15 protein-coding genes and 1 tRNA gene are annotated in these 13,457 nt (G+C 55.3%); 7 read left to right on the top strand and 9 right to left on the bottom strand.

What is annotated here, in order from left to right; translation table 11 throughout:
- Nucleotides 1–58: 58 nt before the first annotated feature.
- From JO226_RS07615 to aspA, 6 genes are all read right to left on the bottom strand, one after another.
- Nucleotides 59–134, bottom strand: a tRNA-Phe gene (locus JO226_RS07615).
- A 126-nt stretch (nt 135–260) separates the two neighbouring features.
- The gene (locus tag JO226_RS07610; protein ID WP_293546200.1) at nt 261–836 is read right to left on the bottom strand and encodes a transcriptional regulator; all 576 of its coding nucleotides are present in this window, start codon (nt 834–836) and stop codon (nt 261–263) included.
- Nucleotides 837–872: 36 nt separating this feature from the next.
- Nucleotides 873–2,606 carry a protein-disulfide reductase DsbD gene (locus JO226_RS07605; RefSeq protein WP_293546197.1) on the bottom strand — a complete coding sequence of 578 codons (1,734 nt, stop codon included), beginning with the start codon at nt 2,604–2,606 and terminating at the stop codon, nt 873–875.
- Nucleotides 2,582–2,929 carry a divalent cation tolerance protein CutA gene (gene cutA, locus JO226_RS07600; protein WP_293546194.1) on the bottom strand — a complete coding sequence of 116 codons (348 nt, stop codon included), beginning with the start codon at nt 2,927–2,929 and terminating at the stop codon, nt 2,582–2,584. Before cutA ends, JO226_RS07605 begins: the two co-directional genes overlap by 25 nt.
- A gap of 129 nt (nt 2,930–3,058) precedes the next feature.
- Entirely contained in the window at nt 3,059–4,360 is a 1,302-nt protein-coding gene (locus JO226_RS07595) for an anaerobic C4-dicarboxylate transporter (protein WP_293546192.1), read from the bottom strand.
- Nucleotides 4,361–4,475: 115 nt separating this feature from the next.
- Nucleotides 4,476–5,912 carry an aspartate ammonia-lyase gene (gene aspA, locus JO226_RS07590; protein ID WP_293546190.1) on the bottom strand — a complete coding sequence of 479 codons (1,437 nt, stop codon included), beginning with the start codon at nt 5,910–5,912 and terminating at the stop codon, nt 4,476–4,478.
- Between the two features lie 333 nt (nt 5,913–6,245).
- Between aspA and JO226_RS07585 the strand changes: the two genes are divergently transcribed.
- Nucleotides 6,246–6,716, top strand: a complete 471-nt coding sequence (locus tag JO226_RS07585) for an FxsA family protein (protein WP_293546187.1) — start codon at nt 6,246–6,248, stop codon at nt 6,714–6,716.
- Nucleotides 6,717–6,735: 19 nt separating this feature from the next.
- Here the strand turns inward: JO226_RS07585 and yjeH are convergent, their stop codons facing one another.
- Nucleotides 6,736–7,974, bottom strand: a complete 1,239-nt coding sequence (yjeH, locus tag JO226_RS07580; RefSeq protein WP_293546184.1) for an L-methionine/branched-chain amino acid transporter — start codon at nt 7,972–7,974, stop codon at nt 6,736–6,738.
- Nucleotides 7,975–8,191: 217 nt separating this feature from the next.
- On the opposite strand from yjeH, the gene JO226_RS07575 reads away from it, so the two are divergent.
- From JO226_RS07575 to JO226_RS07565, 3 genes are all read left to right on the top strand, one after another.
- A complete protein-coding gene (locus JO226_RS07575; RefSeq protein ID WP_013367964.1) occupies nt 8,192–8,485 on the top strand; it encodes a co-chaperone GroES in 294 nt (97 codons plus the stop codon).
- Between the two features lie 41 nt (nt 8,486–8,526).
- Nucleotides 8,527–10,170: a chaperonin GroEL gene (gene groL, locus JO226_RS07570; RefSeq protein WP_293546175.1), complete on the top strand. Its 1,644-nt coding sequence runs from the start codon at nt 8,527–8,529 to the stop codon at nt 10,168–10,170.
- Between the two features lie 131 nt (nt 10,171–10,301).
- Nucleotides 10,302–10,655, top strand: coding sequence for a DUF4156 domain-containing protein (locus tag JO226_RS07565; RefSeq protein WP_013367962.1), 354 nt, complete (start codon nt 10,302–10,304; stop codon nt 10,653–10,655).
- Between the two features lie 44 nt (nt 10,656–10,699).
- On the opposite strand, the gene epmB is transcribed toward JO226_RS07565, so the two are convergent.
- Nucleotides 10,700–11,728, bottom strand: coding sequence for an EF-P beta-lysylation protein EpmB (gene epmB, locus JO226_RS07560; protein WP_293546171.1), 1,029 nt, complete (start codon nt 11,726–11,728; stop codon nt 10,700–10,702).
- Nucleotides 11,729–11,768: 40 nt separating this feature from the next.
- On the opposite strand from epmB, the gene efp reads away from it, so the two are divergent.
- From efp to ecnB, 3 genes are all read left to right on the top strand, one after another.
- On the top strand, nt 11,769–12,335 hold the full coding sequence (gene efp, locus JO226_RS07555; RefSeq protein ID WP_006816771.1) for an elongation factor P: 567 nt from the start codon (nt 11,769–11,771) through the stop codon (nt 12,333–12,335).
- Between the two features lie 63 nt (nt 12,336–12,398).
- Nucleotides 12,399–12,530, top strand: coding sequence for an entericidin A/B family lipoprotein (locus tag JO226_RS07550; RefSeq protein WP_293546161.1), 132 nt, complete (start codon nt 12,399–12,401; stop codon nt 12,528–12,530).
- Nucleotides 12,531–12,635: 105 nt separating this feature from the next.
- Nucleotides 12,636–12,782 carry a lipoprotein toxin entericidin B gene (gene ecnB / locus JO226_RS07545; protein ID WP_013367959.1) on the top strand — a complete coding sequence of 49 codons (147 nt, stop codon included), beginning with the start codon at nt 12,636–12,638 and terminating at the stop codon, nt 12,780–12,782.
- Between the two features lie 34 nt (nt 12,783–12,816).
- Here the strand turns inward: ecnB and JO226_RS07540 are convergent, their stop codons facing one another.
- Nucleotides 12,817–13,392, bottom strand: coding sequence for a LuxR C-terminal-related transcriptional regulator (locus tag JO226_RS07540; RefSeq protein ID WP_293546157.1), 576 nt, complete (start codon nt 13,390–13,392; stop codon nt 12,817–12,819).
- Between the last annotated feature and the right edge of the window lie 65 nt (nt 13,393–13,457).

Here is a 13,457-nt window from a genome sequence, read left to right as displayed (position 1 = left end):
CAGAGAGGTCTGCGCTGAAAAGCAAAAACCCGCCTTGTGGGCGGGTTCTTTAGAATAGTGGTGCCCGGACTCGGAATCGAACCAAGGACACGGGGATTTTCAATCCCCTGCTCTACCGACTGAGCTATCCGGGCAACGGGGCGCATTAAACCTTAATCAGCTACCTCCGTCAACCAAATTTCCTGAAAAGCCGCGCGTTTGCTTATCTTTGCGGCAGCTTGCGCGCTTTTGCAGCGAATCTGGTCGATGCTCCGGGAAAATCAGCTTAAGGCGCCGGCCAGACGGCACTGCGCCAGGCGCAGAATGTCTTCCGCCAGCCGCTGCGCGGTGTCGACGTCGCTCTGGCTGCGGTTAACCAGCATCCGGCTCAGACACCCTTCCAGCACCAGTTCCATCTGACTTGCCACCATCGCCGGGTCATCGACCTCAAGTTTGGTCAGCAGCTCGTGGGTAAAATCATGGGCGGCGCGTTTTTGCAGGTCGGCGAGCTGGTGGGTCGGATGCTCCGGGTCCGGATAAAACGTGCAGGCGGCGACAAACAGGCAGCCGGGATAGCGCTGGTTGCTGACGCATTCGGTCAGCGCGCCATAGCGCGCCAGCAGTTTTTGCTCGGTGCTTAGCGCTTCATTGAGCATGAGCTGTCGGCGCCAGATATCGGCCTGCTGGCTGAGGTGGCGCAAAACGTCATACACCAGCGCGTCTTTGTCAGGCCAGAAGCGCGTTAAATCGCCGAGCGGATAGTGGACACGTTCGGCCACCATGTCGAGTGTAGTACCAGCAATCCCTTTTAATTCCAGCAATTGCAGGGCTTCCCCCAGTACGTCTTCACGTTGCACAGCGTTCTCCTCTATTTACGCCCTTAAAAGTGTCGTTTACTGGGGCAGATTCTGCAAATGCCGGTGAAAGGCATCGGGCGCCAGATACCCGGTCACTCTGTGCGTAGGAAGTTCTTCTCCCGCGGCGTTGAAAAACAAAATCGTGGGCAGACCCATGACTTTCAATTCGCTCAGCATGGCGTTCTCGTCGGCGGCGTTTTTTGTGACGTCGGCCTGGAGTAACACCGTGCTGCCAAGCGCCTGCTGCACCTGCGGATCGCTGAAGGTGTATTTATCAAACTCCTTACAGGCGACGCACCAGTCGGCGTAGAGATCAAGCATGACCGGCTTACCTTTCGCCTGCGCCTGCGCCAGCGCCAGGCGCAGCTCATCGGTGTTCGCCACCCGGGTAAAATTGAGATGGGTCTGTTGTTGTTGCTGTGGCTGAACCGGGGCGGCAAAGGCCCAGTCCTGCAACGGGCGAACGCTCACCAGCGCGCCAGCGAACAGCAGGATCTGGATCAGTCGTCCCCAGGAGCGCGCCAGGTTGAGGCTGGCGACAAACGCCCAGGCGAAGAAGGCGACGCCGAGCATTGACCACATCCTCAGGCCCCAGGTATCGCCGACGATGCGCTCCAGCAGAAAGATAGGCAGAATAAGAATGACGAAGCCGAACATCGTTTTGACCCGCGCCATCCACGGCCCGTGCTTCGGCAGCAGGTGGTTGCCGAAGGTGGTGACCACAATCAGCGGAATCCCCATGCCGAGGGCGTAGAGGTACAGCGTCCCGCCGCCGAGCCACAGGTTACCGCTCTGCGCGATGTACAGCAAAATGGCGCTGAGCGGCGCAGTGGTGCAGGGGGAGCAGATAAGCCCGGCAATCGCGCCCATCACGAATACGCTGCCCGCCGATCCTCCCTGCTGACGGTTGCTCAGCAACGCCAGGTGGGTTTGTATGGATGACGGTAACTGCAGGGTGAACAGACCGAACATCGACAGCGCCAGCACGATAAAGATGGCGGACAGGCCCATCAGCACGTAAGGGTGTTGCAGCGCCGCCTGAAATTTAAGCCCGGCCGCCGCGACAACCAGCCCGAGGAGGGTATAGGTCACCACCATGCCCTGTACGTATGAAAACGACAGGAACAACGCCCGCGAGGTCGACAGGCGGCGCTGGCCGCCGAGCACGATGCCGGATATCAGCGGATACATCGGCAGTACGCACGGGGTAAAGGAGATGCCGATACCGATCAGCAGCGCCCAGAGCGCAGAGAAGGGGAGTTTGTCGGGCGGCGTTGTGCCGTTGCTTTCCGTTGTGCTGGCGCTGGTCCCGGTCCCTGTCGTTGACGCCGGACTGACCGCAGCGCTGACTTCGCTCAGCGGGATGACTTTGGTCTCTGGCGGATAGCAGAGCCCTGCTTCCGCACATCCCTGATAGGTGACCGTCAAGGTCGCGCCATGACCTGCCTGCTCAATGTTGAGCGGCAACGTCAGCTGTTTACGGTAAACCTCGCTTTTACCAAAAAACTCATCCTCATGCGTCTCGCCGTCGGGCAATTGCGGCGGCGAGAGCGTGGCCTGCGCCGGGGTGATTTTTATTTGTTTGCGATAGAGGTAATACCCGTCCTGGATCTGCCAGTTCAGGTTGAGGCTGTGTTCGTTCTGCTTGAAATCAAACGCAAAAGCGCGATCGGCAGGAACGAAGCTTGAACGGCCGGGGGCGTCAAACAGCCCGGCAAATGCTGACGTGCTACACAGCAGCAGGATCAGCGTAATGATGCGTTGAGCCATGAGAGATAATTATTGTCTCCGTGGGATACGGGTAAAATCAACAGTTCAGGCGTTTGGTACGGGTGATGTGATTTTAGGCAGTCCACTAATGCCTGCTGATGATCGACATCTGACTTCAGCAGCATCTGAACTTCGTACTCCTGTTCCAGTTTCCCCTCCCAATAGTATAGCGAGGTCGCGCCGGGGAGGATCGTTACGCATGCGGCTAATTTTTCCGCCAGCACTTTTGCGGCCAGATCCTGGGCGCTCGCTTCATCAGGCGCGGTGCAGAGGACAACAACAACGTTTGTAGCGGCGATACTGTGTTTGCTTTCGTCAGACATAGACACCTCATCAGAGCGGGTTGGCCTAAAAGAACAAGAGGATACTATAGCAGCGAGGGGCGCAGACGGGTTAGCGGTGAGATGTAAAGCCGATGAAAACGGGGCGCGAATCGCGCCCCGTGGATGCGGTTACAGCATGAAGCTGCCCAGCAGGAAGCCAAAGCACACGGCGAAAACAACGCCCATGGTGCCCGGGATAAAGAACGGGTGGTTAAAGACAAAACGTCCGATGCGGGTCGTACCGGTATCGTCCATCTGCACCGCCGCGACGAGGGTCGGGTAGGTTGGCAGAATGAACAGGCCAGATACTGCAGCAAAAGACGCGACGGCGGTCAGCGGGGTGACGTTCAGCGCCAGCGCCATCGGCATCAGCGCCTTGGCGGTTGCCGCCTGAGAGTAGAGCAGGGCGGAAGCGAAGAAGAAAATCACCGCCAGCAGCCACGGGTGACCCTGAATAACGCTGCCTGCCGTCTCTTTGATCCAGTCAATGTTGGCGGAGACGAAGGTATCGCCAAGCCATGCGACGCCGAGGATACAGATACAGGCGCTCATCCCGGCCTTAAAGGTACTGGAGTTCAGGATGGAGTCGGTTTCCACGCGGCACAGGATAGTGGTCAACGTCGCCACGCTCAGCATGATGATCAGAATGGCGTTAGTGGTGTTCATCAGCGGTTTGGCGACCAGACCGAGGCTCGGGCTGTTCACGATAGCGTAAACGACCACGCACACTACGCCCAGCAGGAACATCAGTACGGACAGCTTGGCTTTCGGCTTGATTGCAACCTGCTTTTCACCGCGCAGCTCAATCAGCCCTTCTTCCAGACGCTTGAGGTATACCGGATCATCGGACAGTTTCGAGTTGAACAGCATTGTCACCAGGAACGACATCAGCAGCACCGCCAGCAGCGTTGACGGGATAACCACGGACAGCAGGTGAATGTAGCTCACGCCATGACCTTCCATGACCGAGGACATGTAGACAACCGCGGCGGAAATCGGGGAAGCAGTAATGGCGATTTGCGCGGAGACGACAGCGGTAGACAGCGGGCGGCACGGCTTAATGCCTTGCTCTTTCGCCACCTCGGCAATCACCGGCAGCGTTGCCAGAGAGATGTTGCCGGTACCTGCGAAAATCGTCAGGAAGTAGGTCACGATCGGCGCCAGGATGGTGATGTATTTCGGGTTTTTACGCAGCAATTTTTCCGTCTGGTGGACCAGGTAGTCCAGACCACCGGCGATTTGCATGGCGGAGATTGCCGCGATAACGGCCATGATGATGGAGATAACGTCAAAAGGAATATTACCCGGTTTTACGCCGATGGCCGCCAGGACTAACACCCCGAGACCCCCGGCATAACCTATGCCAATACCCCCCAGCCTGGCGCCAATAAAGATCGCCACTAATACGATGATAAGCTCGATGATTATCATAACTGCTTCCTTGATTGTTGATTTTTGGATAATTAAATGTTGTGTTTCGGTATCCAATAAAAGTAAAAAAGGCACGCCACTGCTGACGTGCCTTTTACGACGTTAACCCGAACTATTACTGTTCGTTTTCATCGGTGTAACGCTTTGCTTTGTACGCCGGATGCATCAGGTTGTGCGGCGAGAAAATGTCGTCCAGCTCAGCTTCGGTCAGCAGGCCGCGTTCCAGCACCACTTCACGTACGCTCTTACCGGTTTCGGCACAAATCTTGCCCACGATATCGCCATTGTGGTGGCCGATGAACGGGTTGAGATAGGTGACGATACCGATGGAGTTGTAGACAAAACTTTCGCACACCGCTTTGTTAGCGGTAATACCGTTAATGCATTTCTCCAGCAGGTTATAGCAGGCGTTGGTCAGGATGTGAATAGATTCAAACATGGCCTGGCCGATGACCGGCTCCATGACGTTCAGCTGCAGTTGGCCTGCTTCAGACGCCATGGTGACGGTAGTGTCGTTGCCGATCACTTTAAAGCATACCTGGTTTACGACTTCCGGTACGACCGGGTTTACTTTTGCCGGCATGATGGACGAACCCGCCTGCAGTTCCGGCAGGTTGATTTCGTTCAGACCAGCGCGCGGGCCGGAGGAGAGCAGACGCAGGTCGTTACAGATTTTGGACAGTTTTACCGCCAGGCGCTTGAGGGCGCTGTGCACCATCACGTAGGCGCCGCAGTCGGAGGTCGCTTCAATCAGGTCTTCCGCCGGGATAACCGGCAGGGCGCTGACTTCCGCCAGTTTCTGTACCGCCAGGTGCTGATAGCCGTCAGGTGTGTTCAGGCGAGTACCGATGGCGGTCGCGCCCAGGTTCACTTCCAGCAGCAGCTCGGAAGTGCGCAGCAGGTTTCTGGTCTCTTCGTTGAGCAGAACGTTGAACGCGTGGAATTCCTGACCGAGGGTCATCGGCACCGCATCCTGCAGCTGGGTACGACCCATTTTCAGGATGTCCTGGAATTCGACCGCTTTACGCTGGAAACCGTCGCCCAGTTGGTTAATGGCATCCACCAGTTTGACCACAGAGGCGTATACCGCGATACGGAAACCGGTCGGGTAGGCGTCGTTAGTGGACTGGCATTTGTTGACGTGATCGTTCGGGTTCAGGTACTGATATTCACCTTTCTGGTGACCCATCAGTTCCAGACCAATGTTGGCCAACACTTCGTTGGTGTTCATGTTGACGGAGGTACCGGCACCGCCCTGGTAAACGTCTACCGGGAACTGATCCATGCATTTGCCGTTGTTAAGCACTTCGTCACAGGCGGCGATAATAGCGTTAGCTACGCTCTTTGGAATGGTCTGCAGTTCCCTGTTCGCCAGCGCTGCGGCCTTTTTCACCATCACCATGCCACGGACAAACTCAGGAATGTCGCTGATTTTGCTGTTGCTGATGTAGAAGTTTTCAATCGCTCTCAGAGTGTGGACACCGTAGTACGCGTCCGCTGGAACTTCCCTGGTGCCCAACAAGTCTTCTTCGATACGAATGTTGTTTAACATGTGAACCTTCTTTTTCAAGCTGCCAATGAATTCACCAAACACACAGAATGAGTATGGTTTTGTGTGTTTTCTGACCGACGATTATCTCCTTAATCGGCCCGGTACCAATGATCATATGCTGATAATAGCGAATTGCAGTAATCTGGATCACTTAAAGGGCGAGGATTTGTATCAGAATTATTAATCTGTGAAATGTGTCACCGCATAAATAATTCTCTGAAAAATAGTGTCGGGCGGATTGAAAAGCAGGATTTCATCTCCACTTCTTTACTATGCGATTCGCAACATCATGACCACAGACGCCCCTGGCGGCTGTTTTTACAGGAGAAGCCAGTGCGCTGGATACCTTTTATTGCCCTCTTTTTGTATGTCTACATTGAGATCTCTATCTTCATTCAGGTTGCGCATGTGTTGGGCGTCCTGCTAACCCTGATCCTGGTCATATTGAGCTCGGTTATTGGCATGTCGCTGGTGCGTAATCAGGGGTTCAAAAACTTCCTGCTGATGCAGCAAAAAATGCAGGCAGGCGAAAGCCCGGCGGCGGAAATGATCAAAAGCGTGTCGCTGATTATTGCCGGTTTGCTGCTGGTGCTGCCGGGCTTTTTCACCGACTTCCTCGGCCTGCTGCTTCTGTTGCCACCGGTGCAGAAGCACCTGACGCTGAAGCTGATGCCGCACCTGCGTTTTTCCCGGATGCCGGGCGGCGGTTTTAGCGCCGGAACGGGCAGCGGCGATACCTTTGACGGTGAATTCCAGCGTAAAGACGAGGAGCGCGATCGCCTCGATCATAAAGACGATCGTTGATGCGTGCCGGGTCTGCCGTTTACGCCGTCCGGCGCTTCGGCAGGCCTGTCCACAGCGCCGCCAGCATGATAATCGCGTACAGACTCTTCCAGCCCACCATCGCCAGCAGCAGTAAACACAGCACGCCGCCGATAACGGCCAGCACCCTGTAGCGCCCCTTCAGCAGCCGGCAGCCCGCCAGCATGCACAACAGATAAATCATGATGAAAATGCCGTTGGCGTAGACGATCAGCGACTCAAGATTGATATTAAGCGTATAGATGCACAGAGTGCTGAGCACGCAGCAGACGAGCACCGCGTTCAGCGCATTACGGGGAATCAAACGCGGCGAAAGCTGCGCCAGGTAGCTGTGCGGACGATACCGCGCCTGCGACCACACCAGACGAGCGAAACTCTGAATATAGATATTCAGGCTGGCGAAGCAGGCCAGAAAACCGACGACGCTCGCAATCCATAGCGCTTTAACGCCAAACAGCGTAACCACGATCGACGGCAGCGAGGTGGCGGCGGCGACGTTTTCGCCGAAGGCGTGAAAGTGCAGGACCAGCACGGTGCAGGCCCAGTACACGGCGCCCGCCAGCAGCAGTCCTGTCATCAGCGCCCGCGGAAAGTCGCGTTCGGGATGTTTGAACTCCGACGCCATATGGGCGAACGCCTCCAGGCCGACGAAGCACCAGAACATCACCGATAGCGCGGCGAACAGTTGCGGCGTATCGATTGCGGCAATGGCCGGGAAAGGGATGCGGGCGAGCGTGATATCGCCTGCCCACCAGAGTGCGACAATCAGCGCCACCACCAGAATCGCCACCAGAGTTTGCAGGTTCGCGCTGGTGCTCGCGCCGCGAGAACCGACCCACCAGACGATAGCCAGCGTGCCAAGCTCCGCCAGCAGCAACTGCTCGTCGTGCCAGCCGAACAACGCCTGACTAAAGCCGGTGGCGATATGCAGGGCGGCAGGCAGCCCCACCGGGATCACCGACAAAAACAGCCAGCCGGTTACGCGCTCAAGGCGAGGACCGAAGGCCATGCCGACGAAGTGCGCCACGCCGCCCGCGCTGGGAAAGTGGCGGCCCAGCAGCGCAAAGACGATGGCGACGGGAAAGACGAGGACAATCAGCGCTGGCCACGCCCACAGGCTGTTATCGCCTGCCACCAATGCACCGAGGGCGGGAACGGCGAAGACGCCGGTACCCAGCAGCGATGTCGATAGCAGCCCGATCCCCTGCGTCAGCCCCAGCTCTTGTTTTAATCCACTCATCACAGCAACCCGATTAGGGAAAAATTCATGGTAGCACATTGCCTTTCCCGCGTGCGGCCGCTGTGTTTTGTGACCGACGACGGATTCTAAATTTTTTTTTAGTCTCCCCCTTGAAGGCGAAAATACCCATCCCCATCTCTCAGTCACTAGCCGGAAAACCGTAAGCGGACCGGCGTCACCCATAACTGATAAAGACTTTCTCAAAGGAGTTCTATCAATGAGTATTCGTCCGTTACATGATCGTGTGATCGTCAAACGTAAAGAAGTTGAATCCAAATCCGCAGGCGGCATCGTACTGACCGGTTCTGCAGCAGGTAAATCAACGCGTGGCGAAATCATCGCTGTCGGTAAGGGCCGCATCCTGGAAAACGGTACTGTGCAGCCGCTGGATGTGAAAGTGGGCGACATCGTCATTTTCAACGATGGCTACGGCGTGAAATCTGAGAAGATCGACAATGAAGAAGTGTTGATCATGTCCGAAAGCGACATTCTGGCAATTGTTGAAGCGTAATTCACGCGCGACACTGAACATACGAATTTAAGGGAAAAAAAATGGCAGCTAAAGACGTAAAATTCGGTAACGACGCTCGTGTAAAAATGCTGCGCGGCGTGAACGTACTGGCAGATGCAGTGAAAGTGACCCTGGGCCCGAAAGGCCGTAACGTGGTTCTGGATAAATCTTTCGGTGCGCCGACCATCACTAAAGATGGTGTTTCCGTAGCGCGTGAAATCGAGCTGGAAGACAAGTTCGAAAACATGGGCGCGCAGATGGTAAAAGAAGTTGCCTCTAAAGCGAATGACGCTGCAGGCGACGGTACCACCACCGCAACCGTACTGGCTCAGGCTATCATCACTGAAGGTCTGAAAGCCGTTGCCGCGGGCATGAACCCGATGGACCTGAAGCGTGGCATCGACAAAGCCGTTCTGGCCGCTGTTGAAGAACTGAAAGCGCTGTCCGTACCGTGCTCCGACTCTAAAGCGATTGCTCAGGTTGGCACCATTTCCGCGAACTCCGACGAAACCGTGGGTAAACTGATCGCGGAAGCGATGGACAAAGTCGGTAAAGAAGGCGTGATCACCGTTGAAGACGGTACTGGTCTGGAAGACGAACTGGACGTCGTAGAAGGTATGCAGTTCGACCGCGGCTACCTGTCCCCGTACTTCATCAACAAGCCGGAAACCGGTGCTGTTGAGCTGGAAAGCCCGTTCATCCTGCTGGCTGACAAAAAAGTTTCCAACATCCGCGAAATGCTGCCGGTTCTGGAAGCTGTAGCAAAAGCAGGCAAACCGCTGGTTATCATCGCTGAAGACGTTGAAGGTGAAGCGCTGGCGACGCTGGTGGTTAACACCATGCGCGGTATCGTGAAAGTTGCTGCGGTTAAAGCACCGGGCTTCGGCGACCGTCGTAAAGCAATGCTGCAGGATATCGCAACCCTGACTGGCGGTACCGTTATCTCTGAAGAGATCGGTATGGAGCTGGAAAAAGCAACCCTGGAAGACCTGGGCCAGGCGAAACGCGTTGTGATCAACAAAGACACCACCACCATCATTGATGGCGTGGGTGAAGAAGCTGCGATTCATGGCCGTGTTGCTCAGATCCGCAAGCAGATTGAAGAAGCCACGTCTGACTACGACCGTGAAAAACTGCAGGAACGCGTTGCTAAACTGGCAGGCGGCGTTGCGGTAATCAAAGTCGGTGCGGCGACCGAAGTTGAAATGAAAGAGAAAAAAGCCCGCGTTGACGACGCCCTGCACGCGACCCGTGCTGCGGTAGAAGAAGGCGTGGTTGCTGGTGGTGGCGTAGCGCTGGTGCGTGTTGCCGCTAAACTGGCTGGCCTGACCGCTCAGAACGAAGATCAGAACGTCGGTATCAAAGTTGCGCTGCGCGCAATGGAATCACCGCTGCGTCAGATCGTGTCCAACTGCGGTGAAGAGCCGTCAGTGGTCGCAAACAACGTACGTGCGGGCGAAGGTAACTACGGTTACAACGCCGCGACCGAAGAATACGGCAACATGATCGACATGGGTATCCTGGATCCGACGAAAGTGACCCGTTCTGCACTGCAGTACGCGGCCTCTGTTGCCGGTCTGATGATCACCACCGAGTGCATGGTGACCGACCTGCCGAAAGGCGATGCGCCTGACTTAGGTGCTGCCGGTATGGGCGGCATGGGCGGCATGGGCGGCATGATGTAATTCACGTCCCCGTGAAGCGATAAAGAAACCCCTGTGGCAGATAATGTCATGGGGGTTTTGCTTTTGGTCATGTTTCTAGTATAACGTTCAACAGAATAATGATATCTATCCTGGTAATAACGAGGAATAACATGCGCGTAAAAGTCTGTGCAGGGATCGTCGGTGCCGTATTACTTCTGGCGGGTTGCAGTTCCAGCAATGAATTAACCGCAGGTGGGCAGAGTGTTCGCTTTGTTGAAGATAAACCAGGCAGCGAATGCCAACTGTTAGGCACGGCAACCGGTAAGCAGAGCAACTGGCTCTCTGGTCAGCACGGTGAAGAAGGCGGTTCTATGCGTGGCGCGGCGAATGCGCTGCGTAACCAGGCTGCTGAAATGGGCGGTAACGTGATTTATGGCGTAAGCAGTCCGACGCAGGGAATGCTCTCCAGCTTCGTCCCGACTGACAGCGAAATGATTGGCCAGGTTTATAAGTGCAAAAACTGATTTGCGCTGGCTGAAGCCCTCTCCTGTGGGAGAGGGTCGTTTTCTCAGCTCTGCCGCAGCTGTAAATCCAGCGGCGTTTTACTTGGTTCGCCGCCAATCTCTCGTACCTGTTTTGGTACCATATACCCGGATATCAACGTCAACAGCTCACGCATGATCGTGCGGGCTTCGTCATCGCTCACCATAAAATGCGCCGCGCCCTGAACTTTATCCAGCACGTGCAGGTAATAGGGCATCACGCCCGCGTCAAACAGCGCGTTGCTTAAATCGGCCAGCGTGTGCGCGTTATCGTTGACCCCGCGTAGCAGCACACTCTGATTCAATAATGTGACGCCTGCCTGCTGCAGCGTTTTCATCGCCGCCCGGAAGTCGTCGCCGATTTCCTGCGCGTGGTTGATGTGGTTTACCAGCAGGATCTGCAGCGAAGAGCGGGCAAAGCGCGCCGCCAGCGTCCCGGTAATGCGCGCCGGGATAACGATCGGCAAACGGCTGTGGATACGCAGGCGTTTAATATGCGGGATAGCTTCAAGCTCGCTGACAAGCCAGTCGAGCTCGTAGTCTTTGGCCATCAACGGGTCGCCGCCGGAAAAGATTATCTCATCCAGCTCAGGATGGGCGACGATATACTCCAGCGCCGCCTGCCAGTTGCGCTTGTTGCCCTGATTTTCGGCATACGGGAAGTGACGGCGGAAACAATACCGACAATTTACCGCACAACCGCCTTTGACCAGCAGCAACGCGCGATTGCGGTATTTGTGCAGCAAACCCGGCACCACGCTGTGCTGTTCCTCCAGCGGGTCGGTACTGAACCCGGGGGCGGCGATAAACTCATCTTGTGATGTAAGCACTTGTTTTAGCAGTGGGTCGTTGGGATTGCCCTTTTCCATCCTCGCCACAAACGCGCGGGGAACGCGCAGGGGGAAGAGACGTTTTGCCTCCCGTCCTGCGAGCAAATCTTCATTCGCTTCAAGGTCTAACAGACGAAGCAGTTCATCGGGACTGGTGATTACATCGGCAAGTTGCGATAACCAATCTTCTCTGGACGGGGTATTTAGGGTTACAATGTGCGCCATTTTGTGGCTTAGCTACCAGTTAACAATTTCAGAGGGCCTTATGGCAACTTACTATAGCAACGATTTTCGTGCTGGTCTTAAAATTATGATGGACGGCGAACCGTACGCGGTTGAAGCCAGTGAATTCGTTAAACCGGGTAAAGGCCAGGCGTTTGCACGCGTTAAACTGCGTCGCCTGCTGACCGGCACCCGCGTAGAGAAAACCTTCAAATCTACCGACTCCGCTGAAGGCGCAGACGTTGTAGATATGAACCTGACCTTCCTGTACAACGATGGTGAGTTCTACCATTTCATGAACAACGAAACTTTCGAACAGCTGGCTGCTGATGAGAAAGCCGTTGGCGATAACGCGAAATGGCTGCTGGATCAGGCTGAGTGCATCGTGACCCTGTGGAACGGCCAGCCGATTTCCGTGACCCCGCCGAACTTCGTTGAGCTGGAAATCGTGGAAACCGATCCAGGTCTGAAGGGCGATACCGCAGGTACTGGCGGCAAGCCGGCTACCCTGAGCACCGGCGCTGTGGTTAAGGTTCCGCTGTTCGTACAGATCGGTGAAGTCATCAAAGTTGACACCCGCTCTGGTGAATATGTTTCTCGCGTGAAGTAATTCATGCTATAAGGATTTCCAGCGCCGCGTGGGCTGCGCTGGTATCTTTTCAGGGCAGAAACAATGAATCGCTTACTGAAACTTTTGGTTGTTTTTCTCGTCGCAAGTATCGCACTTTCTGGTTGTAACACCTTCCGTGGTTTTGGCGAAGACGTCAAACACCTGGGCAACTCCATTTCACACGCCGCCCGCTGATTTTTCGCCTCATCTTAAAATTATCTCGTTTCCCTTCAGACACAGGGAGATTGTCTATGCTTATGTTGCTACACCACAAAAACGGGCAATTAAAGGATGACAACTATGTTTAAGAAAACACTTGCAGCGTTCTTTTCTCTCCTGGTGCTCTCCTCTGTTCTGACGGCGTGCAACACTGCGCGCGGCGTGGGCGAAGATATTTCAGAGGGTGGTAGCGTGATTTCCGGTGCTGCAACGAAAGCGCAGCAGTAAGCGCCATTGCCGGTACGGCGAGCTTGCCGTACCGCTATTGCGCGCAATCCGCTAACGGAATGAACGGGGAGAAGCGATTCTCAACGTTGAGTTTCAGACGAATATTCCGCTTGTAGGTATACACCGTTTTACTGTTGATATTCATCTCACAGGCAATCATCAGATTGCTGGCGCCTTCCATCCACAGCGACAACACTTTTTCTTCCTGCCGGGTTAAGAGCGGTGCGGCGATGCGCGTCGGGGAAATGCAAGGGCCGGAATGCAGGGTGGTATGGATAATGTGATGGATGACATCAAGAGAGGCCTGTTTGCTGGCGACCGCCGTTGCGGCATTGTGTGGCGCGTCCGGCTGGAGCAGCAACAGGCGCGAACGCTGGTTGCACAGGTTCAGCAGCGGAGGGATCACATGCGCCTGCTGCGGGTCTTTTTCGAATCCTGACAGGTCGGCAATAACCAGGTGGGGCTGCCAGCTTTCAATATGCGCGCGCGCCAGGAGTAAGCTGTTCAGGCTGGTAACAAGGAAATGATGACTGCCATTAACCTGCTGCAACCACGTTTCCAGCCCAAAGCGGCTGAAGTAGCAGCGATCAATTATCAGGATTTTATACATGCTGTTATGAGAGCGAAGGTTAATTTTCGCGGCCGCTAATAAACCGAATTGTCATCATAAAGAAG

The organism is Pluralibacter sp., from assembly GCF_019237635.1.
Lineage (GTDB): Bacteria > Pseudomonadota > Gammaproteobacteria > Enterobacterales > Enterobacteriaceae > Enterobacter_B.
The sequence above is the reverse complement of the archived record's forward strand: the minus strand, read 5'-3'. Positions and strand labels throughout refer to the sequence as shown.